Below are 23,456 nucleotides of genomic sequence, written 5' to 3'. Positions count from 1 at the left end.
TTTACATATTGCTGCTGCGCCCAGGCAACTGGGGCAGCAGCCAACCGAGAAAAAGTCCGGCACATGGTGTACCAGCCCAGATGAACATCACCATTGATGACATAGGCATTGGAAACTGCTCAAATCCAGTAGCAATCAAACTCAGCAGGATAAGGACCATTGGCAGCAATCGCGACTTCCCGGGGGAGAGCCAAGCTGCAAGCCAACCCGCCAGGCATGCCCCAAGAAAAACTGCGCCTTGCAGCACATACCAGACTGGATGGCTACTATTGTTTGGATGCTCGAGCCAAAGAGAGTTGTTTTCCGTTGTCAGCGAGAACAAGCGAATCCCAAACAGAACGACGAATGGGAGGATAAGCTTCAAAGCAAATTGCGCAAGCCCCCCTACACACAGGGCCAGCCAGAAAGACCGTTTAATTAACATTGGTGAATGATGTGATTTGAGCATGGGGCGTTTAGCGTGTGTGTTCAGAGGTCGTATCATTCAATCCCTTACTGACAGGTCAGGTGTTTGGCGCAAAGAAGGATTTATATTCATGACTAAACAGATGATGACTTCTCAGATTTCTTCGCGTTGATAACACTCGCAAAGGCGAGGCGAATATACGCGGTCAATTGAGCGTATCGCTCTTGCAGCCCCATTATTTCAGCCGCCATTTTAAGATTTCGCCAATACTCAACAGAGACTCCGTTCTCGACACCTACGTCTTCAAGAACATCAAGGGCCAATTCGAATTCATTATGATCAATGAATTCGAGATAGTGATGAAACGATGTGGCTGAACAAATTTCAGCGGCTGAAATGTCCAGCAGCGACTCAATGAGCTACCACTGTTTGATAAGTCGTGTAAACATGTCGCAACGCCTAAAGCACGTAATAGGAGCCTTCCGAAAGTAGGCCCACTTGAAGCGAGGATAGATCCGCGTGTGAGGAACGTATCATCTTGATTTCTGCTCCGGCCTGCTACATGTTTGATTGCAGCCCTTCGTCCAGGCTTATTCGCAAAAAAAGACCATGAATGGAGCAACAACGGCGCAATCGTAACGCTATGTGCCCACCCACCCTCGCCAGAGACCATCCATATCACTTTTACGATGGTATTCCGTCGACTTCAACTCGAATTGAATGAGCTATAACAACTGTTTTGGACCAACTTCAAACCAATCACAAAAGGGCTTCCAGGCCAGCTAAACATTTACAATAGCTGCGGCTGGCCTCAACGTGGGTCAGGCTCAGCCAGATAAAATGTCACCTCGATTCGACCTTCAACCGCGATGGTTCCAGGTTCAAAACAGGCATCTTCCTGGCTGGCGCGTGAGGCTGCCCCGCCTATGTAAAAATGTTCTTCTTTAGGAAGTGCCACTATAGAGTATACGTTTCCCAGCTGAACCCCGAATTGCTGAGCAATGGTTGCCGCCTTGCCTTTTGCATCTTCAATGGCTGTGGCAAGTGCGGCCTGGTTTGCTGCCGATTCATCTTCCAGTTTAGGCGTAATGCTAAGGATTCGGTCAACAGGAACATCAATAAGCATTCCGAGAAGTTTCGGGAAGCTTTTAATTTCACGGAGCCTGATATCGACTTGTAAATCGGCAGAGTAACCGATGTGCTGATATTCATCGTTTCTATACTCGCGACGAGGAGAAACTGACAGGTCTGATGCTCTGATTTCTGTTGCAGCGACACCAAACTCTTTTGCCAATGTGATGACCCGAGCTGCTCTCTGATCGACGTTGGCTTTGGCCAGTGAAGCCGTTTCCTCAGTTCTGGAAATTGAGACGTTGACTTCAACCACCGTCGGCACGAAGTCAATCTTTGCCTCACCAACGACGGTAATGTGCTCCCTGTCTGGCGCAGCTGACCTACGATTACTTGACACTGACTATTCTCCTGACTGTCTCAAATGTAAATTCATCGAATATAGCTTGCGATTTGTTTCAACGACGAGACTTATTTGTCGAATGATAATGTCGTATAGCGCACTCAGATTAAAAAACTGACACCTGATTTTAAAGCTGGGCGCTGGAATTGGCAATAATGAAATGGGTTGCCAAATAGCCGATCACCAAACAACCGAGCAAGCCAACTCAAGCCACTCTTTAAGGTCAGTTAATATTTCCAAAAATCAATAATGACATGAAGAGGTCATATTTCCTGACTATATTTGCGGGCAATTTACACATAAAGCCTGCTGTACTTACATGTCGCACTGGCAGGCCAGGATTTTTTAGGAATTGTTTCCATGGAAAGCGTCATATTTGAGGGCAACATGTCCGCCGCCGCTGGGCATGCCTCTCCAGCTTTGCACGCAAGCCAGTTTGACCAGGCGGATTTGTCTGCGTTACGCTTTCAGCTACAAAACATCATCAGCAAGCGGTTGCTGACTGCGCGTTTTCAACCCATCATAGAAATGTCCGATGGCAGCATACTCGGCTATGAAGGCCTGATACGCGGCCCGTCTGATTCAGCATTGCATTCACCTATCAATTTGTTTAAAGCCGCAGCTGAAAATAACCTGACGGTACAAGTTGAACACCTGTGCCGACAGGTAGTACTCGAGCAATTCGCTGCGCAAAAACTGCCGGGCAAAATCTTTCTGAATGTGAGCCCGGAATGCCTGATGCAAAGAGATGCGCGCTATGGCGAGACGCTGGATTTTATTCATCAGATCGGCATCAATCCTGACCGTGTAATCATCGAACTCACCGAGTACCAGCCTACCCACGATTACGCGCTGTTATTAGACGCGGTGCTGCATTACCGGAATATGGGTTTTGAAATCGCGATTGATGATCTGGGTGAAGGTTTTTCCAGTCTCAGATTATGGTCAGAGCTGAAGCCTGAGTATGTGAAGATAGACATGCACTTCATTCAGGGCATAGATAATGATGCGGTGAAGGCGCAATTTGTACGCTCTATTCAATCGATTGCGGAAAAGTCAGGCACGCGCGTGATCGCTGAGGGCATAGAGACTCAGGCTGAATTGCTGGCGGTCAGAGAAATCGGCGTCGCCTGTGGCCAGGGTTATCATATCGCGCGCCCGCATCCTTCACCTACCCGCTCTATTTCTGCTGAAGTCGCTAAAACCCTGTCGGCACATACTTATCATTCCGGGAAGCGTCAGCATCAACAGATGGAAACCTCATCAGCGGTTGGAAAAATTTTACGCACCTCGCCGACTATTCCATCATCGATGCTGAATAATCAGGTCGATGCGATATTTTTGGAAAATCCAAAACTGCAAATGCTGCCTGTTGTCGATGACGGTGTGCCGGTTGGTATTATCAACCGCTATCACATGATAGACAGCTTTGCGCGGCCATATCAGCGCGAGCTGTATGGTAAAAAATCGTGCCGCGTGTTTATGGATGCGCATCCTATCATTGTCGACAAACACACCAGCATGCAGGAAGTCAGCCATATCATCGTGCAGGCCAATCCTGACCATCTGATCAATGGCATCATGCTGACCGAAAATGGCAAGTACATAGGCATCTGCACCGGTCCGGATCTGATGCGCGAGATCACGCAAATGCAGATTAATGCAGCACGCTATGCCAATCCGCTGACCCAGCTGCCGGGCAACGTCCCAATCAATGAGCATATTGAGCAATTACTGGAAAAACAGGAGAAATTCTGCGCCTGCTATTGCGACCTTGATCACTTCAAACCCTTCAACGATGTGTATGGTTACCGGCGTGGTGACGACATCATACAAATGACCAGTGAGGTACTGAAAAAACACTGTGATCTGAAGCAGGATTTCATCGGTCATATCGGTGGCGATGACTTTATTATCCTGTTTCGCAGCACGGACTGGGAAACACGTTGCCGCGCCATCCTCGACAGCTTTGCGCTGGAAATTCAGGATTTTTACAGCAATGAAGACCGCGAACGCGGCGGCTATCTGAGCGAAGACCGCCAGGGGAAAAAAGTATTTTATCCGCTGGTCAGCCTGTCACTGGGTGTGGTCAAGGCGCAGGACCGACAATTTTATTCGCACCATCAGATTTCACTCGCGGCTTCGGATGCGAAAAAACAAGCCAAGAAAATCCACGGCAACAGCCTGTTTGTAGACCGACGCTCTGAATGAGTTTGTGCAGAAACCGCAGTTAGCCTGAGCAGTAATAAAAAAAAAACGCCTGATTACGATCAGGCGTTTTCACATTCAAACCGCGACTGGCAAAATTCAGGCTTCGGCTGGCGACAATTTTTCTATGCCACCCATGTAAGGACGCAGTGCCTCAGGAATGATGACCGAGCCATCCGCCTGCTGGAAGTTTTCCAGTACGGCGACCAGTGTACGCCCTACCGCCAGACCAGAGCCATTCAGCGTATGCACCATTTCAGGCTTGCCTTGCGCATTGCGGAAGCGGGCCTGCATACGGCGTGCCTGGAAGGCTTCCATATTCGACACCGAGGAAATTTCACGGTAAGTATTCTGAGCTGGCAGCCATACTTCCAGATCAAAAGTCTTGGTCGCACCAAAGCCCATATCACCGGTACACAGGCTGACTACACGGTAAGGCAGACCGAGTTTTTTCAACACAGCTTCTGCATGGCCGACCATTTCATCGAGGGCTTCCATCGATTTTTCCGGATGAACGATTTGCACCATTTCGACTTTATCAAACTGATGCTGACGTATCATGCCGCGTGTGTCACGGCCATAGCTGCCTGCTTCTGAGCGGAAGCATGGTGTGTGTGCTGTCAGCTTCACTGGCAAGGCATCCGCAGCCAGAATTTCATCGCGCACGGTATTGGTCAAAGTCACTTCAGAGGTCGGGATCAGGTAAAGGGTTTCGCCCTCACCTTCCTGGCCGCCTTTTTTCACGGCAAACAGGTCTTCTTCAAACTTAGGCAACTGGCCGGTACCGCGCATGGAATCAGCGTTCACCATGTAAGGTGTGTACACCTCGGTATAGCCGTGCTCTACAGTTTGCGTATCGAGCATGAATTGCGCCAGTGCGCGATGCAGACGTGCGATACCACCTTTCATGACCGAGAAGCGTGAGCCTGTCAGTTTAACTGCTGTATCAAAATCCAGACCCAGTGCAGAACCAATATCGACATGGTCTTTGACTTCAAAGTCAAACGCTGGTGGCGTACCAACCCGACGCACTTCCACGTTGGCACTTTCATCCTGACCGACCACCACGGATTCATGCGGCAGATTTGGAATCGCCTGCAGGAATGCCGTCATCTGCGCCTGCACTTCTGCCAGACGAATTTCAGATTTTTTCACTTCTTCAGGAATCGCAGCGACCTCGGCCATTACTGCAGAGGCATCTTCGCCTTTGCTCTTGAGCATACCGATTTGTTTGGACAGGGTATTGCGCTTGCCTTGCAATTCTTCAGTGCGTGACTGAATTTGTTTGCGCTCTGCTTCCAGCGCATTAAAAGTCGCTACGTCGAGCTGGAATTTACGGGTAGCGAGCCGTGCCGCCACCGTATCGATGTCTTTACGCAGAAGTTGAATATCTATCATGGTGTCTTGCCAGGAGGAGAAAATGGTCGAATCCGGTATTGTAGCAAGGGAAAGCGGAAATCCCTAGAAACCGGGCACTAAAGGCGGCTGCATGCTGCATACCGCCTGCGCCGGTGCTTGTTCAGCGCAAGTGGCGATGAGCAGTTTATTTTTTGCTGCGGCTCAGAGCGTCCTGATCGAGTTGCTGCAAATAGCGCAGCTTCTCAGCTATCTTGATTTCCAGTCCACGCGGCACCGGGTGATACCAGGACTCGCCTTCCAAACCTTCTGGCAAATAAGTTTCGCCAGCCGCATAGGCATCTGGTTCGTCATGCGCATAGCGGTAGAGTTTGCCGTAGCCGAGTTCTTTCATGAGTTTAGTCGGCGCATTGCGCAGATGCTCAGGCACAACCCGGCTCTTATCTTTAGCCACCAAAGCGCGCACCGCGTTATACGCCTTGTAGACCGCATTCGACTTAGCCGCGCACGCCAGATATACGACCGCCTCAGCCAGCGCCAGCTCACCCTCGGGCGAGCCTAAACGCTCATAGGTTTCTGCTGCATCCAGCGTAATACGCAAGGCACGCGGGTCGGCCAGACCGATGTCTTCGGCTGCCATGCGCACGATGCGGCGCGCCAGATAACGCGGATCGGCGCCGCCATCCAGCATCCTGACCAGCCAGTACAACGCGCCATCCGGATTAGATCCCCTGACCGATTTATGCAATGCTGAAATCTGATCGTAAAAGGCGTCCCCACCTTTATCAAAGCGTCTGAGTGCATCGCCCAGACATTCCGATAACAAGCCCTGATCGACCTGAGTCACCTGCTTGGCCGCCGCCGCATGGGCGACGATGTCGAGATTATTCAGGAGCTTACGGCCATCACCATCCGCGCTGGCGACCAGGCTGACCAAAGCCTCCGCACTCAGTTGCAAACCATCGAGCTCACGTTCGCAAGCGCGCACGGCCATCTGCTCCAGATCCGCATCCTGCAAGGACTTCAGCACATAAACCGCAGCGCGCGACAGTAAGGCGCTATTAACTTCGAAGGAAGGATTTTCTGTGGTCGCGCCAATAAAGGTGAATAAGCCACTCTCTACATGCGGCAGAAAAGCATCTTGCTGGGACTTGTTAAACCGGTGCACTTCATCGACAAATAATATCGTGCGGCGCTGCGAAGTCGCCTGCAATATCTGCGCACGCTCCACCGCTTCGCGTATGTCTTTAATACCGGACAGTACAGCCGATAAAGCGATAAATTCACAATGAAAGGCATCCGCCATCAGGCGCGCCAGCGTAGTTTTGCCGACGCCAGGCGGGCCCCATAAAATCATGGAATGCGGTTCGCCGGAGGCAAAGGCCAGACGCAGGGGTTTGCCTTCACCCAGAATATGCTGCTGTCCAATCACATCAGCCAGCGTGGCCGGACGCATGCGCTCTGCCAGCGGCACTGGGCGGGATTTATGCATGTTCACAAACGACTCACTGACGGAATACGTCCGCCCCGGCCGGGATGGTAAATTTAAACTGATCCGGCTTGAGCGCCGGATTTTTTTCAAAACTTTTGAAAGTCACCAGCGAGACCTGACCGAAACTGTCACGCAATTCCAGTACCTGCGGTACGCCGTCTTTCATCGCAATGCCTATGCGGTCGAACTGGCTGTCTTTCGCTTTGGCGATGGCTTCCAGCCATTCCATACCATTCTGCGCTGGCGCTTCTTTTAGCGTGAAGTTCTTGTCCAGATCAGCCGCAGCTGCGCTGCCAAACAGGATCGCAGCCGGGCTGGCACCGAGGGCATTGCCTAAGGCCTTGATGGTGACCTGATTCAGATCCTTATCGTAGATATACAATTTCTCGCCATCGGCCTGCAAATGCTGCTCGTAAGGCTTGGTGTAATTCCAGATAAATTTTCCAGGACGGGAAAAGACAAAATTGCCCTGGAAGGTTTTAACGACTTTGGCATTGCCATCCACCATTTTGACCTGCTGCTGTACAAACTCGCCTCTGGCAGTTTTATTGTTAGCGACAAAGGTCTTAAATTGCTCAACGGCAGACGCATGTGCCCAGACAGGCAAGGCACAGCACATCGCTGCCACAACACCGAGCAAACGCCGGCGCGATAAAAATTCGGTTTTCAACATCAGATACTTTCAATCTTTCAATCAGACATGGGATCAAAATCAGGATTCGGCGGCATTACCGGCCGGGACCAAAATCTCGCGGTTACCGTTAGACTGCATAGTCGATACGATGCCGCTTTGCTCCATTTGTTCCAGTAAGCGTGCCGCGCGATTGTAACCAATCCGCAAGTGGCGCTGTACCAGAGAAATCGAAGCGCGCCGGTTTTTGAGTACGATAGCGACCGCCTGATCATACAAGGCATCCGCCTCGCCACCGCCCGCACCCTCGCCAGCAGCAGCACCTTCTGCGCCCTCTTCCAGCACACCGCCTTCCAGGATGCCTTCAATGTAATTCGGTTCGCCCTGTGCTTTCAAATGTTCGACCACACGATGGACTTCTTCATCCGATACGAAAGCGCCATGTACGCGTACCGGCAAACCGGTACCCGGCGGCATATACAGCATATCACCCATACCGAGCAGGGTTTCCGCGCCCATCTGATCCAGAATGGTGCGCGAGTCGATTTTACTGCTGACCTGAAACGCGATACGGGTAGGAATATTCGCCTTAATCAGACCGGTAATCACATCGACCGATGGACGCTGCGTGGCAAGGATTAAGTGGATGCCAGCGGCACGGGCTTTCTGCGCGATACGTGCGATCAGCTCTTCTACCTTTTTACCGACCACCATCATCAGATCGGCCAGCTCATCGATAATAATCACGATGGTCGGCAATTTATCCAAAGGCTCAGGCGCGTCCGGCGTCAGGCTGAAAGGATTAGGAATCAGCTCTTCTTTGCGGATGGCCTCGGCAATCTTGGCGTTATAACCGGCCAGGTTACGCACGCCCAGCTTGGACATCAGCTTGTAGCGGCGTTCCATCTCTGCGACTGCCCAGTTCAGCGCATGTCCAGCCTGGCGCATATCGGTCACCACCGGCGCCAGCAAATGCGGAATACCTTCGTACACCGACATCTCCAGCATCTTAGGATCGATCAATATCATGCGTACATCGTTAGGGTCGGACTTGTACAGCAGAGACAAAATGGTCGCATTAATCCCCACCGACTTACCGGAGCCGGTCGTACCTGCGACCAGCAAATGCGGCATTTTTGCCAGATCAGCGCAGACAGGATGACCAGCAATGTCCTTGCCCAAGGCAACCGTGAGGCTGGATGCACTGTCGTTATAAACCTTGGAACTCAGGATTTCCGTCAAACGTACGATCTGACGTTTAGGGTTGGGCAGCTCCAGACCCATGAAATTTTTACCCGGAATAGTCTCGACCACACGGATAGAAGTCAGTGACAGCGAGCGCGCCAGATCACGCGCCAGATTCACAATCTGACTGCCTTTGACTCCAGTCGCAGGTTCAATTTCATAGCGGGTAATTACCGGGCCAGGATAGGCCGCGACCACTTTGGCTTCGACGCCAAAGTCAGAAAGCTTCTTCTCAATCAGGCGGCTGGTGAATTCCAGGGTTTGTACGCTGACGGTTTCCAGCACTGGAGGTGCATCGTCCAGCAAGGACAAGGGCGGTAAATTGGTATCTGGCAGCTCGTTAAACAGCGAAACCTGTTTTTCTTTCTCTACCCGCTCAGAGCGCTGTACCGCCACGACCTGAGGCTCTATGCGCACCGGTGCCGCCTCAACGATCTTGGCACGTTCCTGCACCACCGCCTCTTCACGTTTGACGGCAGCAGTTTGCCCGACCCGGCGATCTTCGGCAGCAGCGTATTTATCCAGTGCGAAGACAAAAATCCACTCGATTGCCGCACCGGCTTTTTCCGCTATCGTCAGCCATGACACTTGAAAATACAGACTGATACCTATCGCGACGAATAACAGCAGCAACATGGTCGCGCCGGTAAAACCCAGCGACATAAATGCCAGACTGCCGATGATATTGCCCAGCACACCACCCGGTGCCAGCGGCAGTTGTACATTCAGGCTGTACATGCGTAAAAATTCCAGACCCATAGAACCAGCCAGCAGCAAGCCAAAGCCCGTCATACGGCCGACGATATGGGTCAGGTTTTCCTGCTCCTCTTTATTATCCGGACGTACCGCGAGACGCCCTGACAGGCGCTGATAGGATGCAAACACCTGGCGGAACGAGGCCACGCACCACCACCAGGCTGAGAAACCAAATACATAAAACAGCACATCCGCCAGCCAGGCACCGAATTTCCCGCCCAGATTGTGTATATGAACGACCTCACGTGCCTGCGACCAGCCTGGGTCCAGCTTAGAGTAGCTGAACAGTATCAAAATCAGGCATATGCTTAAGGCAGCGAAAATAATCCAGCGCGCTTCCATCACCAGCACAACCATGCGACCAGGCAGCGGAGGCGGCGGTGTCGCTTTACTGTTGCGCGTGTAGGCTTCGTTACTCGTAGTCATAAATCAGGAAATTCATCATCCAGACAGCAAAGACTGACAAGATAGCATGATCAGCCTGAGTCTCCAAACCCGTGTCGACAGCGACTTTAGGAAGGATGAACTATAATTCGCCCCATGCATTTGCTGAGCTTTCCTTAAAACAAGAAAATCTCTTGCAAATCACGGCATCAACGCCATCTGTAAGCAGGAAAACAGCGGCGCGGCACAAGCACTTGCGCCGCGCTTATCAAAACAATTTTTCTATGCAGGTCTGCTATGACTACCACTAAACACGCAAAAGTATTAATTCTGGGCTCAGGTCCAGCCGGCTATTCTGCAGCTATTTACGCTGCACGCGCCAATCTGAATCCAGTGTTGATCACTGGTGTGGAACAAGGCGGTCAGCTGATGACCACCACCGATGTGGAAAACTGGCCAGCCGACCCGATGGGCGTGCAGGGACCTGAGCTGATGCAGCGCTTCCTGCAACATGCAGAACGCTTTAATACAGAAATCATTTTTGATTACATCCACACCACCAAGCTGGATGAAAAACCGATACGTTTGATCGGGGACCAGGCGGAATACACTTGCGACTCACTGATTATCGCCACCGGCGCGTCGGCGCAGTATCTGGGGCTGCCATCAGAACAAGCCTTCATGGGCAAAGGTGTCTCCGCTTGTGCGACTTGCGATGGTTTCTTCTATCGTGGCAAAGAAGTCGCCGTAGTCGGCGGCGGCAATACAGCGGTGGAAGAAGCGCTGTACCTGTCTAATATCGCCAGCAAAGTCACCGTCATCCATAGGCGTGACAAGTTCCGTGCTGAAGCGATTCTGATCGACCGTCTGATGGCTAAAGTCGCTGAGGGCAAAGTAGAAATCAAATGGAACCATACGCTGGATGAAGTGACAGGTGATGACAGCGGCGTAACCGGCATCAACATCAAATCAGCTGACGGCGTCATTTCTTCAGTCCCGCTGCACGGTGTATTTATTGCGATCGGACATAAGCCAAATACCAGCATCTTCGAAGGTCAGTTAGAAATGCATAACGGCTATATCAAGACACGCACCGGGACTGAAGGTATGGCTACCGCAACCAGCGTGGCCGGTGTATTTGCTGCCGGTGACGTGCAGGATCACGTCTACCGTCAGGCAATTACCAGCGCTGGTACCGGTTGCATGGCGGCACTGGATGCACAGCGTTATCTGGAAGAGTAATCAGAACCGGCCTGAAGTTCTATGTCTTCACTGAAAAGCTTTGCTGACCTGAGTACGCTGGGGCAGCAATTAAAAAAAGAGCAGGAAGCACGTGCACGTGCGGAAGCGGAACGCCTGGCCCAGGAAAAAAAGGCCAAAGCTGAGGCGAATATTTTCCGCAACAGTATCGGTGATGTGGCGCCACTCAAAACGGACAGCAAACACCTGCACTCCCCTGCTAAACCAGCCCCTATCCCTTTCCAGCATCTGGCTGATGAACAGGCAGCGTTGCAAGAATCGCTGTCGGATGAGTTCGATCCGGCTTCCTTGCTGGAAACGGATGAAAATCTGAGCTATGCGCGTCCGGGCATAGGTGCAGATGTCACCAGCAAACTGCGCAAGGGACATTGGGTCATTCAGGCGCAGCTGGATTTGCATGGACTCAGGCGCGATCAGGCGCGTGACAGCCTGGGGGAATTCCTGCGTAAATCCGTCAAAAATGGCATACGCTGCGTGCGCATCATACATGGCAAAGGGCTGGGCTCAGTCAACAAAGAGCCTGTTCTGAAGCAAAAAGTGCGCAACTGGCTGATACAGAAAGAGGAAGTACTGGCATTTAGCCAGGCCACGGCTGCAGATGGTGGCTCTGGCGCCTTAATAGTGCTGCTGAAATCCTGTTCAGCGACATAAAAAAACTCCGGCATGCCGGAGTTTTTTTTCGGTACTGACAGCACCAGACAGAAAGCAGGCGCACCTCAATCCTTGAATTTACGGTCTTTGCCGATCACGGTCATATTCACATATTTTGAGCCATTATGATTTGTGGCTGAAAACTGCAGATTGAAACCGCCGGCATCATAAGACTTCAAATTAATGGTTTCTAACGCCGTGATCAGTTTCTCCCGCGTAAGATGCTGACCAGCGCGACGTAAGCCTTCCACGAACACTTTGGCCGCTATAAAACCCTCCAGACTGGAGAAATTCAACTCAGTCACGCCTGCCTTAGCCATAATTTTCGTGTATTCCGCGACGATAGGTGCGTGGCTGGGAGACCATGGGAAAGGCACCACTTGCGAAATCATCACGCCAGGCCCATCATTGCCCAGCGTATCAGCCAAAGCCTGACTGCCAACGAAAGACAAATTGTAAAATTGTCCGGTATAGCCGCGCTTGCGCATTTCACGTATCAGTGCAGCACAGGAAGCATAAGCACTGACCTGTACGATTGCATCCGGACGCTTCGCCAGCAGGCGATCCGCTGCCCTGGTCACGTCCAGACTATTACGTTCTACCGTTGCGGTATCCACCACAGTGGCATTGAATTTTTTCAGCGCACGCTCCATCCCATTCAAACCATTTTTTCCGTAAGCATCATTCTGATAAAACACCGCAATTTGCTTAATCCCGGTATTCATGAGTTGAACAACAAGATGCTCGGTTTCGTCGAAATAACTGGCTCTGACGTGAAAAATCAGTTTATTGAACGGTTCACGCAAAGACTGCGCACCGGAAAATGGCGCAAAAAAAGGAACCTTGGCCTGAGTAAAAATCGGGAGTGCCGCATTACTGGTCGGCGTACCGACATAACCAAACAAGGCAAAGACTTCGTCCTTCTCTATCAATGCCTTGGTGTTGGCAGCCGCCAATTCCGCCTCATATTGATCATCACGCTTGATCAATTCGATCTTACGTCCAAACACACCACCAATGGCATTAACATGGTCGAAATACGCCTTGGCACCCGCATGCATTTGTATTCCCAGCTGAGCAGCGGGACCAGAAAATGCAGCCGATTGCCCGATGAGGATCTTGCTGTCGGTCACACCGGAATCGGCATAGACCACGGTAGCAGACGTCAGCAATAGAAATGCAAACAATAAGCCTAAAATGCCCCTCATAAATGCCTTCACTTATTTAGGATTACACTGCATCCGGACCTGTCTCACCAGTACGTATCCGGATTACCTGTTCTACATTTTGCACAAAAATTTTCCCGTCACCAATTTTTCCAGTATGGGCGGCTTTGATGATGGCGTCCACCACATGTTCAGCAATTTTGTCATCTACCACCACTTCCACTTTGATTTTCGGTAAAAAATCAACGACATACTCGGCTCCACGGTAGAGCTCAGTATGGCCTTTTTGACGACCAAAGCCCTTCACTTCAGTTACCGTCAGGCCGGTAACACCCACATCTGCCAAAGACTCACGTACTTCATCCAGTTTAAAGGGCTTAATAATTGCGGTAATTTGTTTCATGATGACTCCTGTTGATACACAAAATTTGTTAATCGAAATGAAAGGCACTCAATCACGGAACTTCGACGTGATCGGATGCCGCCAATCGCGCCCAAATGCGCGGTGAGTGATGCGGATGCCAATTGGCGCCTGACGGCGCTTATATTCGTTCAGTTTAATCAGGCGCGTAATGCGTTCCACGTCATCATAGGCATAACCGGCAGCAACAATGTCAGCACGCGAGCAATTCTCTTCCATGTACATACGCATGATGCCATCCAAAATCTCATAGGGTGGTAAAGAATCCTGATCCTTTTGATCAGGGCGCAATTCTGCAGAAGGTGGACGTGTGATGATGCGCTCAGGTATCACCTCAGAAATCTGATTGCGGTAAGCACAAAGACGATACACCAGCGTCTTGGCGATATCCTTGATTACTGCAAATCCCCCTGCCATATCACCATACAAGGTGCAATAGCCAACCGCCATTTCACTCTTATTACCTGTCGTCAACACAATCGAACCGTACTTATTCGACATGGCCATCAGTAGCGTGCCACGTATGCGTGCCTGAATATTTTCTTCAGTCGTATCTTCTTTTAATCCCTGAAACTCGTGTTGCAAAGTAGCGCGGAAGGCATCAAAACAAGGACTGATAGACAGTTCATCATAGCGCACACCCAAACGCTGCACCATATCGCGCGAATCTGTCAGGGAAATATCTGCTGTGTAAGGGGAAGGCATCATGATCGCGCGCACCTTATCCGCGCCGAGTGCATCACAGGCAATCGCCAAAGTCAGCGCGGAATCAACCCCGCCCGACAAGCCCAGCAACACCCCGGGGAAGCCGTTTTTATTCACATAATCACGTACACCCAGCACCAGCGCAGCGTAAATCTGCGCTTCCAGTGAGATTGGTGCTGGAATTGCATTTGCGCGCAATACGCCGTCCTCCAGCGTCAACACTGCCAGTTCTTCTTTGCAATGCTCCATGCTCAATACTTGCTGACCCTGTGAGTCTAAGGCAAACGAGTTACCATCAAAAATCAACTCATCCTGCCCGCCGACTAAATTGGCATAGATCAGCGCCATACCTTGCGAAGACACATGTTCACGCATAACTTGCAAACGCAGATCCTGCTTGCCCATGTGGTAAGGCGAACCATTTGGTACCAGCAAGACCTGTGCACCGGCAGCTTTTGCCTTGGCCGGCGCTGCACTAAACCAGGTATCTTCACAGATATTGATGCCAAACATCGTGCCATTGAGTTCGAATACGCAGGCCTCCTGTCCGGCCTGGAAATAGCGCAACTCGTCAAACACCATATTGTTTGGCAAATTGTGTTTGAAATAACGCGCTTTGATTTGCCCGTCTGACAGCACCGAAACCGCATTGTAATAAGCACCCTGCTCTTCATGTGGATGTCCGACCAGCACATGCAAATCCGGATAAGCTATGAGGTCTTGCTTGAGTTTCTCCAAAACAAGGGCTGTCTGTTGATAGAATCCTGGTCTGAGCAATAAGTCCTCGGGCGGATATCCGGCCAGAGACAATTCTGGCGTAACCATAATATTCGCGCCCTGGCTGGCAGCCTGGGCAGCATACGCCATTATTTGCGCGGCATTGCCAGCCAAATCCCCGACAGTACTATTCATCTGTACTATTGCAATTTTTGTGGTCGTCATTTTTGTTTAATTCAGATGTAAAGCCAATATGAAATGTGTTTCTACAGACCGACATTATCGCATGCGCGTCATCACTTCACTTTCTGATATCGGCAAAGAAGTGTGGAACCGGCTGTTACTCGCAGCCAAATGTGACGATCCCTTCCTGCAATATGCCTTTCTGGACGCCTTACATCAATCCGGCAGCGCCACACCTGAGACTGGCTGGCAGGAACAGCATCTTACGATCTGGGATGGGCAGGAGCTGGTCGCGGCCTGCCTGATGTATAGCAAAAGCCATTCTTATGGTGAATACGTATTCGACTGGGCCTGGGCGCGCGCCTACCAGCAACACCAGCTCCCCTACTACCCCAAGCTCTTGAGCGCAGTGCCATTCTCCCCGATTCCCGGACCGCGCCTGCTTGCCACAGATGAACCAGCATTGCACATGCTGCTGGCCGCGTTACGGCATTTATGCGAATCAGGCAACTATTCGTCCTGCCATGTCCTTTTTCTGCCTGAAGGCCAGCAAGCAGCGCTGGCGCAAGCAGGCTTTTCGTGCCGACAGGGAATACAGTTTCATTGGAAAAATCAGGATTACCAGAGTTTTGACGATTTCTTGCTCACACTCGATAAAAAGCGCAGAAAAAACATACGCAGTGAGCGTAAGAAAGTTCAGGAACGCGGCTTTCAGTTTCAACATCTGAAGGGGAACGAATTACAGGAAGCGCACTGGTTATTCTTTAAGCGCTGTTATGACCTGACCTATCGCAATCATCACTCCAGCCCCTATCTGAATCTGGACTTCTTTTTACGTTTAGGCGCGGAGATCCCCGCCGCTTTGCATATGGTCATTGCTTCCCTGGAAGGACAGCCGGTTGCAGCAGCACTTTTTCTGCGATCTGAACACAGATTGTATGGTCGCTACTGGGGTTGTGTGGAAGACCATCCCTGTCTTCACTTTGAAACTGCTTACTATCAGGGGCTGGACTTGTGTATACGCGAAGGCATACAGTGGTTTGAAGGCGGTGCCCAGGGTGAACACAAGCTGGCACGCGGATTTCAGCCAGAAACGACGTATTCCGCGCATTACATTCACCACCCGGGCTTTCGTGATGCGATACAGGATTTTCTGAACAGAGAAGAAATCGAGATGCAGGAATACCGGCAAGTGCTGCTACAGCATCAGGCATATCGCCATTTTCCCTCTCAGGAAGAGGAATAACTTGAATTTTTTGATGCTTCAAGGCATTCTGCGCAAATGCAAAATAATTTAACACCCCAGGAAAGTTCCCAGGCAGCCGCGCCACTCAATAAACGCGTGGGTCGCTTCTACTTAACAGAAAAACTCGGCACAGGCACCAATGGCACGGTTTATCTGGGACATGATCCAGTTATAGACCGGGATGTTGCAATAAAAATACTAAACACCAGCACAACGCTTGCAGACAAAAAGCAGCGTGAGCATCAGTTTATTAATGAAGCAAGGGCCGCAGGACGCTTATCACATCCAAATATTGTGACCATATTTGATGCATCGAGTGAAGGCGGCACTACTTTCATCGCAATGGAATTCCTGCCAGGCAAGGATTTGCGCGACGAACTGGCATCTGGACGGCAATTCGACATTATCGAGACAGCCTCCGTCATGCAAAAAATCGCAGATGCGCTGGCTTATGCCCATGCTAACGGTGTGATACATCGCGACATCAAGCCCGGAAATATCTTCATTGCATCAAATCAACAGCCAAAAGTGCTGGATTTCGGCATTGCGCGTGCGCCTAACCGTATTCTGGAAGAAGGCAAAACCGGCGACGTTACCCTGTTTAATAACAATATCCTCGGTACACCCAACTACATGTCGCCAGAACAAGCGATGGGTAAGCCTGTCACTGCACTGACTGATGTGTATTCGCTGGGTGCAGTCATGTATGAAATGCTGACCTGCCAAAAGCCATTCCAGTCGAATGACATCAACAAGCTGCTGCAGCAGATCATACAAAAAACCCCGAAATCCCCATCTGAAATCAGCCCCAATATTCCGGATTCTTTATCCCGCATCGTCATGAAAGCGATGAGCAAAGATACGGCAGCCCGCTACCAAAGTGCGGAGGAAATGTCGCAAGCACTGCAAAAATTTCTGGAGCGCGATAAAAAGCTCAAGCGCAAAGGTGCAAGAAGCAAGACTGAACAATTTGCTGAAAAGGGAACCTCAGGTGAAAAAAGCGGAATAAGCTGGATCAGTGCCGCAGCGATTGGTCTCGCTTTGATATGTGCCGTTTACTACAATTTGCGCCATTGAATTTCTCGCTGACTGGTTGGCAGCAATAAAAAATGCGACCCTCAGGTCGCATTTTTTATTGGAAAAACGTATCAGGCCTTTTGGAAATTTGCCACGCCGTCAAGGATTTCCTTGCGTGCTTCTTCCACATCGCCCCAACCTTCAACCTTGACCCATTTGCCTTTTTCCAGATCTTTGTAATGTTCAAAGAAATGCTGGATCTGGCGCAATTGCAATTCATTCAAATCAGAAGGCTTTTGCAGGTTTGCGTAAATAGGCAGGATTTTATCAACTGGAACAGCCAACACCTTCGCATCGTTACCGGCTTCATCAGTCATCTTCAGTACGCCAATTGCACGGCAACGGATAACTACACCTGGAATCAGCGGGAATGGTGTGATCACCAGTACGTCGACCGGATCGCCATCACCAGCGATGGTTTGAGGAACATAGCCGTAGTTGCATGGGTAATGCATTGCTGTTCCCATGAAGCGATCAACAAAAATAGCACCGGTATCTTTGTCAACTTCATACTTGATCGGATCGGAATTCATAGGGATTTCAATAATTACGTTGAAATCATTTGGCAGATCACGACCTGCAGGAACGTTATTCAAGCTCATGTCACTCTTTCTATTAAAAATCAGGAAGTTTGAAAATTATTTCGTGAGAATTATATCGGCTTTCCGCCACCAATTGTGCAGTGCATATAGAAAACACCAGGGTATCAAACCAGATAATTTACAAGGTGGTCGCAATGGCACATTGGCGATAGTGATAAGCCGCTTCCTCATCCTGCCCCAGCGCTTCATGCAACTGAGCCAGTTTAAGATTGGCCTCTCTGACGGTACTTGCCGAAATCGCGTCAGACAATGCCTGCTCCATATGCCTTTGCGCCTTGCCCCATAATTTCTGACGGAAGCACAAGCTGCCAAGGCTCAATGCCAGTTCAGGATCGGTAGGATGTTCGAGCAGCCATTTTTCACAATGTTCAATTTGTGACAATAAAGCAGCGGAACCCTCAGCGGCAGCGGCATCCCGGTAAGCGCGTAACAAGCGCTCATCCCACTCTGTCTGCAAGGCTTTTTCGACGATATCACGCGCATCATCAAACAAACCACGTCCATTAAATGCCAGCGCCGCATGATAGGCAACCGTCACCGATTTACGGTCGGCAGCTGGAATTTCATACCAAACGCGGCGGATAGATTCTGCATCATGCGCGTGATCACGCAGCAAATCCTCATACGCCAACTCTTTAAGGCGATTTGACAAGGCCGGGTGCAGCGCGTGATGTTTATCCAGAGTACGGACTAATTTGAGCACATCCGCCCAGCGTCTTGCTTGCTGATTCGCTTTTAAGGCCCAGCGCAGCACCTGAATATGGCGGCTGCCATTGGCATGCAGCTCTTTGACTGCTTCCAATGCCTTATCTGACTCATGCTGATCCACGTACAGCTCGGTCGCACTGACCAGGCGCGCAACTTTATGGCTGGCATCAGCTTCTGCACTGGACAGCCATTTATCACGTCGCGCAAATTGCCCCATATGATGTGCAGCTCTGGCAGCGATTAAGGCAGCCACACCTGCATTTTCAGGCAACTCTGCTGCCCGTGCCGCCGCCTTTTCTGCATACCCAAAACGGCCCTCAAACAAAGTTCTCAGGGATTCACGTAAGGCTTTATTGGCATCACGTTCACGCTTGCCCTGGCGGTAAGCGGCAACCCTGGCTGGCATATCACGCGTCGTTTTGATCGCAGCCAGTACCAGGTAGCCAACTACAAACAGCAACAACAAACCAACCAGGAACAAATTCAGTGACAAATCTATCCGATAAGGCGGATAGAACAGCACGACATTACCCGGATTGAAGCGGGCTCCGATGGCAAGGCCGACTGCCAGTGCAAATAAAATAAGAAGCCGGATAAAAATCGTCATTTATGGCTTCACCTTGTAGTTACGGACAGCATTCAGGCTTTCCACTAAAGTAGGCATTTCTATCGACAGATTACTGCCCTGAATCTGGCGCAGCAAGGCCTGTACCGTTTGTGTCTGTTTGGCTCGGGTATCGAAGTACTTAGACAGTCCATCCTGCGCAAGGATCATATCGTTGCGGAATACGCTTTCATTGCGCGACAACAAGGCCAGTCTGGCGTTCAGCAATCTGAGTTTGAGATTTTCGCGTGCGAAATAAGACTGATTCGGTGCCAGCAGCAAGGCTTCAGGCGTCTCCACATTACGCACCCGTATCAATTGCTTCACCTCACCCCACATCTCCGAAGAAAAACTTTGCCAGGAATCCTGCGCGCGCATAGTCCAGGTCAGTTCCTCATCCTTATTTTCCTTGCCCGCTTTATCTGCAGCCTTGGATTTTGGTAATACACGCAAAGGGGCTTTGGGTGGGGTCGCCGTCGTAATTGATTTTTCGTCAGACCACAAAGGAATGTGGTCGATTTGCGCAATCGCACTGTCGAGTCGCAGTGCAATACCAGCCAGATCCAGCGCCGGCAGCGACTTCAGCTTATCGATGTCTTTGGCAATGGCGCGGCGGATGGTAATGAATTGCGGCTTATCCGATTTTGCCAGGCGGCTATCAGCATTCTGCAATGCGATCAATGCACCCTGTACATTGCCAGCTAATTGCAATTGCTGACTCGCAGTCGCGAGCACCTGTTCGATCTCCGCCAGCGCCCATTCATCGCGGTTTTTAGACAAATCCTGGTACAGCTGCTCCAAAGCCAGTTGCTGGCTTTGTGCCTCGGTTTGTTTACCTTCCAGCAAAATTACCTTAGTCTGGATTTCCTTGGTGATGTCCTGGGAATTTTTTGCCAGCAAACGGGTTTCGGTACTGGATGCATCCGCGTTCAGCAAACGTTTGGCGACCTCTTCCTTCAGATTGCTGATCTGATTTTGCGAGCTCCACCAGTTGGCGGCCAGCAACAGTGCCAGCACACCCGAAAACAGGTAGGCCGGCTGAGTCCAGCCAGAGTTAGGCGCTTCTTGACGGGAAGCCGGACCATCTGCAACGGCTGACGTAGTTGCAGACTCCTGAGCTACAGGCGGAACGCCTGGATTATTGTGCGATTCGTTCATATCTGCGATTGTAACGCGACAAGCAACTGTTCGTCGCCTGAGCCAGTTAAAGTAATTGAATGAAATCCAAGCTGTTGCGCCGTTTCAGCAATTCGGCGGTGCGGCACCAGTAAATGCTGACCTTGCATATTTGCCACGATTATATCCTCACCTGACTGTCTGATCCAGCGATCCAAAGTCCGTAAAGCCTCTGAACTGGTAATCACCCAGATTGCCTGCTGCCTGATCAGTTCATGTAATTGCTGTTGTCGTTGCGCATCAAAAGCAGGCTCACTACGCAAATAAGCGGGTAGTTGATCCACCTGCACACCATGAGAGCGCAAGGCATCAGCCAGGAACTCTCGTCCGCTTTGTCCGCGTACGATCAATACCCGCTTGCCAGCCAGTCGCCGCAAATCCAGCTCTTCCAGCAAAGTTTCAGAATCTGTCTTCAGCGGATTAGTTGGGCTGATAATGCGCACACCCCGCAGTTTATCTGCATATGCCTGCAATGCCGCAACACCACCCGCCCCCATCACAGCAATATCGACTTGCTGCGGCCATGACTGAAGGTGCTCGAAATAGTGATCGATCGCATTCGGACTCACAAACGCAACCATCGCATAATCATCCAGGCAGGCTGGTGAAGCACGCAATGCAGTAGTATCCGGCAGCTCAGCAATATCCAATAAAGGAAACAGCACGCCCGACAAGCCCGCCTGACTAAGCCGCTGCTGAAACAGCACACCTTGTTTCAGGGGGCGGGTAATGACGACCGGCCTGCCAGTTGCCATCAATTCAGGCATCCTGGCTACGGCACAATGCGAGTATTTCTTCGGCATTCTGCTGCTTCAATATGGCGATGACTTCCTGACTGAGTTTGTCAGTCTGACCCGCAGGTGCAGTCAGATCTGCGCGTGCTATGTGCTGCCCATCCACGCTGGCTATCATGGCGCGGAAACGTACCTGACCATCAGATGGCTGAGCATACGCAGCCAGCGGAATCTGGCAACTGCCGCCAAACGCCTTTGACACCTTGCGCTCGGCATGTACCGCTTCTGCAGTCAATGCATGATTCAAAGGCGCCAGCCAGGCTTGCAGCTCTGGTCTGTCTGCTGGAATTTCTATCGCCATCGCACCTTGTCCGGCCGCAGGCAGACTTTGTTCCGGCTCCAGAAATGCACGTATGCGTTCAGCCAGGCCCAGGCGCTTCAAACCTGCTGCGGCCAAAATGATCGCCGCGTATTCGCCGTTATCCAGCTTTTTCAGACGTGTATCAAGATTACCGCGCAAAGGTCGCACCACTAAATGCGGGAAACGTGCTGCAATCAAGGCCTGACGCCGCAGGCTGCTGGTACCGACCACGGCACCGTCCGGCAGCTCATCCAGCGAGGCATAGACTGAGGATACGAAGGCATCTCTCGGATCTTCCCGCTCCAAGACTGCTGCCAGCGCAAAGCCCTCTGGCAAATCCATAGGCACATCCTTGAGCGAGTGTACTGCCAGATCAGCACGGCCTTCGGCCATCGCGACTTCGAGTTCCTTGACGAACAAACCCTTACCACCCACTTGCGATAAAGCCTTATCCAGTATCTGATCGCCGCGCGTGGTCATACCAAGAATTTGTACATCACATTCAGGATAAAGCGCCTTCAGACGGTCACGTACATGCTCCGCCTGCCACATAGCGAGACGGCTTTCGCGCGAGGCGATAATCAGTTTTTGAGGAGATGTCGCGTTCAAAATAAGTTCTTTCCGATTTACCAAAAAATTTAATCCAGCCCAGATTGCGAGAAATGTGCCGGATTTTACCATTTGAGCACGCGTATCCTTGCGCCAGACTGTTGAAATGTATCAACGAACGCCACATTCAGGCCAAACTTGACACACAATCTGCTGAGGCTGCATCATAGAGCGAAATCAGAACGCCACAATGAAATGCCGCCCTACTGAATGCGGCTTTTTTTACGCATGTTTCAACCTACGGATTCTTTATGCAAGCCAGTACAACAGAAAACAAAAACCATTTAATCCTGACCGGCGACCGCCCGACCGGCCCCCTGCATCTGGGCCACTTTGTGGGCAGTCTGCGTAACCGCGTCAAATACCAGAATCAGTATCAGCAATACATTATGCTGGCCGATGCGCAGGCGCTGACAGACAATATGGATAATCCGGTCAAGGTACATAACAATGTACTGGAAGTCGCGCTCGATTATCTGGCAGTTGGCATAGACCCAGCCAAATCGACGATTTTTATCCAATCCCAGATTCCTGAACTGACTGAGCTGACTTTCTATTATCTGAACCTGGTTTCCGTCGCGCGTCTCGAACGCAATCCGACCATCAAGCAGGAAATCGTATTACGCAACTTTGAGCGTGATATCCCAGCGGGTTTCCTGACCTATCCGGTCAGCCAGGCTGCCGACATCACCGCCTTCAAAGCCAGCCTGGTGCCGGTAGGCGAAGATCAGATCCCGATGATAGAGCAAACCAATGAAATCGTGCGCCGCTTCAATCGCCTGGTCAACAAGGACATCCTGGTTGAATGCCAGGCCCTGGTGCCGGAAATCGGTCGCCTGCCCGGCATAGACGGCAAAGCAAAAATGAGTAAATCCCTGGGCAATGTGATCAACCTCGGCGCGACACCGGCAGAAATCAAAGCAGCCGTACGCAATGTCTATACTGATCCTTTGCATTTGAAGGTGAGTGATCCCGGCCATCTGGAAGGCAATGTCGCATTCACCTATCTGGACGCATTTGACGAAGACAAAGAAGGCCTGCAAGCCATGAAAGACCACTACGTCCGTGGCGGTCTGGGTGACAGCGTGGTCAAAGCGCGTCTGGAAGGCATATTGCAAGACATGCTCGCACCTATCCGTGAACGCCGCGAAGAATTTGCCAAGGACCGTGGTCAGGTTCTGCAAATGCTCAAAGAAGGCACCATGCGTGCACGTGAAGTGGCAGCAAAAACCACCGACGAAGTGAAGGCAGCAATCGGCCTGAAACACTTCTGATACGGCAGTA

20 protein-coding genes are annotated in these 23,456 nt (G+C 50.9%); 6 read left to right on the top strand and 14 right to left on the bottom strand.

Going from position 1 to position 23,456, the window contains the following annotated elements; all coding sequences use genetic code 11:
• Position 1: 1 nt before the first annotated feature.
• The gene (locus H8K43_RS00385) at positions 2 to 448 is read right to left on the bottom strand and encodes a hypothetical protein (RefSeq protein ID WP_186902026.1); all 447 of its coding nucleotides are present in this window, start codon (positions 446 to 448) and stop codon (positions 2 to 4) included.
• A 769-nt stretch (positions 449 to 1,217) separates the two neighbouring features.
• On the bottom strand, positions 1,218 to 1,877 hold the full coding sequence (locus H8K43_RS00380) for an SIMPL domain-containing protein (RefSeq protein WP_186902025.1): 660 nt from the start codon (positions 1,875 to 1,877) through the stop codon (positions 1,218 to 1,220).
• Between the two features lie 390 nt (positions 1,878 to 2,267).
• On the opposite strand from H8K43_RS00380, the gene H8K43_RS00375 reads away from it, so the two are divergent.
• On the top strand, positions 2,268 to 4,091 hold the full coding sequence (locus tag H8K43_RS00375; protein WP_186902024.1) for a GGDEF domain-containing protein: 1,824 nt from the start codon (positions 2,268 to 2,270) through the stop codon (positions 4,089 to 4,091).
• 96 nt (positions 4,092 to 4,187) lie between these two features.
• Here the strand turns inward: H8K43_RS00375 and serS are convergent, their stop codons facing one another.
• From serS to H8K43_RS19145, 4 genes are all read right to left on the bottom strand, one after another.
• Positions 4,188 to 5,486: a serine--tRNA ligase gene (gene serS / locus H8K43_RS00370; RefSeq protein ID WP_186902023.1), complete on the bottom strand. Its 1,299-nt coding sequence runs from the start codon at positions 5,484 to 5,486 to the stop codon at positions 4,188 to 4,190.
• Positions 5,487 to 5,631: 145 nt separating this feature from the next.
• The gene (locus H8K43_RS00365; RefSeq protein ID WP_186902022.1) at positions 5,632 to 6,936 is read right to left on the bottom strand and encodes a replication-associated recombination protein A; all 1,305 of its coding nucleotides are present in this window, start codon (positions 6,934 to 6,936) and stop codon (positions 5,632 to 5,634) included.
• 13 nt (positions 6,937 to 6,949) lie between these two features.
• Complete coding sequence (lolA, locus tag H8K43_RS00360) at positions 6,950 to 7,609, bottom strand: outer membrane lipoprotein chaperone LolA (protein ID WP_186902021.1); 660 nt, start codon at positions 7,607 to 7,609, stop codon at positions 6,950 to 6,952.
• Positions 7,610 to 7,648: 39 nt separating this feature from the next.
• Positions 7,649 to 9,994, bottom strand: coding sequence for a DNA translocase FtsK (locus tag H8K43_RS19145; RefSeq protein WP_186902020.1), 2,346 nt, complete (start codon positions 9,992 to 9,994; stop codon positions 7,649 to 7,651).
• A gap of 255 nt (positions 9,995 to 10,249) precedes the next feature.
• Between H8K43_RS19145 and trxB the strand changes: the two genes are divergently transcribed.
• Complete coding sequence (gene trxB, locus H8K43_RS00350; RefSeq protein WP_186902019.1) at positions 10,250 to 11,194, top strand: thioredoxin-disulfide reductase; 945 nt, start codon at positions 10,250 to 10,252, stop codon at positions 11,192 to 11,194.
• Positions 11,195 to 11,215: 21 nt separating this feature from the next.
• Positions 11,216 to 11,863, top strand: a complete 648-nt coding sequence (locus H8K43_RS00345; RefSeq protein ID WP_186902018.1) for a Smr/MutS family protein — start codon at positions 11,216 to 11,218, stop codon at positions 11,861 to 11,863.
• A gap of 65 nt (positions 11,864 to 11,928) precedes the next feature.
• Here H8K43_RS00345 and H8K43_RS00340 read toward each other — a convergent pair whose 3' ends face one another.
• The 3 genes from H8K43_RS00340 to H8K43_RS00330 are packed head-to-tail and all read right to left on the bottom strand — an operon-like array spanning position 11,929 to position 15,097.
• On the bottom strand, positions 11,929 to 13,071 hold the full coding sequence (locus tag H8K43_RS00340; protein WP_186902017.1) for an ABC transporter substrate-binding protein: 1,143 nt from the start codon (positions 13,069 to 13,071) through the stop codon (positions 11,929 to 11,931).
• A gap of 22 nt (positions 13,072 to 13,093) precedes the next feature.
• Positions 13,094 to 13,432, bottom strand: coding sequence for a P-II family nitrogen regulator (locus tag H8K43_RS00335; protein WP_186902016.1), 339 nt, complete (start codon positions 13,430 to 13,432; stop codon positions 13,094 to 13,096).
• 48 nt (positions 13,433 to 13,480) lie between these two features.
• On the bottom strand, positions 13,481 to 15,097 hold the full coding sequence (locus tag H8K43_RS00330) for an NAD+ synthase (protein ID WP_186902015.1): 1,617 nt from the start codon (positions 15,095 to 15,097) through the stop codon (positions 13,481 to 13,483).
• A 61-nt stretch (positions 15,098 to 15,158) separates the two neighbouring features.
• On the opposite strand from H8K43_RS00330, the gene H8K43_RS00325 reads away from it, so the two are divergent.
• Both H8K43_RS00325 and H8K43_RS00320 read left to right on the top strand, forming a co-directional pair.
• Entirely contained in the window at positions 15,159 to 16,301 is a 1,143-nt protein-coding gene (locus H8K43_RS00325; RefSeq protein WP_230403598.1) for a GNAT family N-acetyltransferase, read from the top strand.
• 36 nt (positions 16,302 to 16,337) lie between these two features.
• A complete protein-coding gene (locus H8K43_RS00320; protein WP_186902013.1) occupies positions 16,338 to 17,378 on the top strand; it encodes a serine/threonine protein kinase in 1,041 nt (346 codons plus the stop codon).
• 71 nt (positions 17,379 to 17,449) lie between these two features.
• On the opposite strand, the gene ppa is transcribed toward H8K43_RS00320, so the two are convergent.
• The 5 genes from ppa to hemC all read right to left on the bottom strand — a co-directional run bounded on the left by ppa (position 17,450) and on the right by hemC (position 22,172).
• Positions 17,450 to 17,980, bottom strand: a complete 531-nt coding sequence (gene ppa, locus H8K43_RS00315; protein ID WP_162018332.1) for an inorganic diphosphatase — start codon at positions 17,978 to 17,980, stop codon at positions 17,450 to 17,452.
• Between the two features lie 118 nt (positions 17,981 to 18,098).
• Complete coding sequence (locus H8K43_RS00310; protein ID WP_186902012.1) at positions 18,099 to 19,295, bottom strand: heme biosynthesis HemY N-terminal domain-containing protein; 1,197 nt, start codon at positions 19,293 to 19,295, stop codon at positions 18,099 to 18,101.
• Complete coding sequence (locus H8K43_RS00305; RefSeq protein ID WP_186902011.1) at positions 19,296 to 20,450, bottom strand: uroporphyrinogen-III C-methyltransferase; 1,155 nt, start codon at positions 20,448 to 20,450, stop codon at positions 19,296 to 19,298.
• Complete coding sequence (locus H8K43_RS00300; protein WP_230403597.1) at positions 20,447 to 21,235, bottom strand: uroporphyrinogen-III synthase; 789 nt, start codon at positions 21,233 to 21,235, stop codon at positions 20,447 to 20,449. The genes H8K43_RS00305 and H8K43_RS00300 overlap by 4 nt, the downstream gene beginning before the upstream one ends.
• Positions 21,228 to 22,172 (bottom strand): hydroxymethylbilane synthase, encoded by a 945-nt coding sequence (hemC, locus tag H8K43_RS00295; RefSeq protein ID WP_268970028.1) that lies wholly within the window; start codon positions 22,170 to 22,172, stop codon positions 21,228 to 21,230. The genes H8K43_RS00300 and hemC overlap by 8 nt, the downstream gene beginning before the upstream one ends.
• A gap of 251 nt (positions 22,173 to 22,423) precedes the next feature.
• Between hemC and trpS the strand changes: the two genes are divergently transcribed.
• Positions 22,424 to 23,446: a tryptophan--tRNA ligase gene (trpS, locus tag H8K43_RS00290; RefSeq protein WP_186902009.1), complete on the top strand. Its 1,023-nt coding sequence runs from the start codon at positions 22,424 to 22,426 to the stop codon at positions 23,444 to 23,446.
• Positions 23,447 to 23,456: the final 10 nt, after the last annotated feature.

The organism is Cognatundibacterium curvum, from assembly GCF_014284235.1.
GTDB classification, from domain to species: Bacteria; Pseudomonadota; Gammaproteobacteria; order Burkholderiales; family Burkholderiaceae_D; genus Undibacterium; species Undibacterium curvum.
This window is presented reverse-complemented; position numbering and strand designations above follow the sequence as displayed.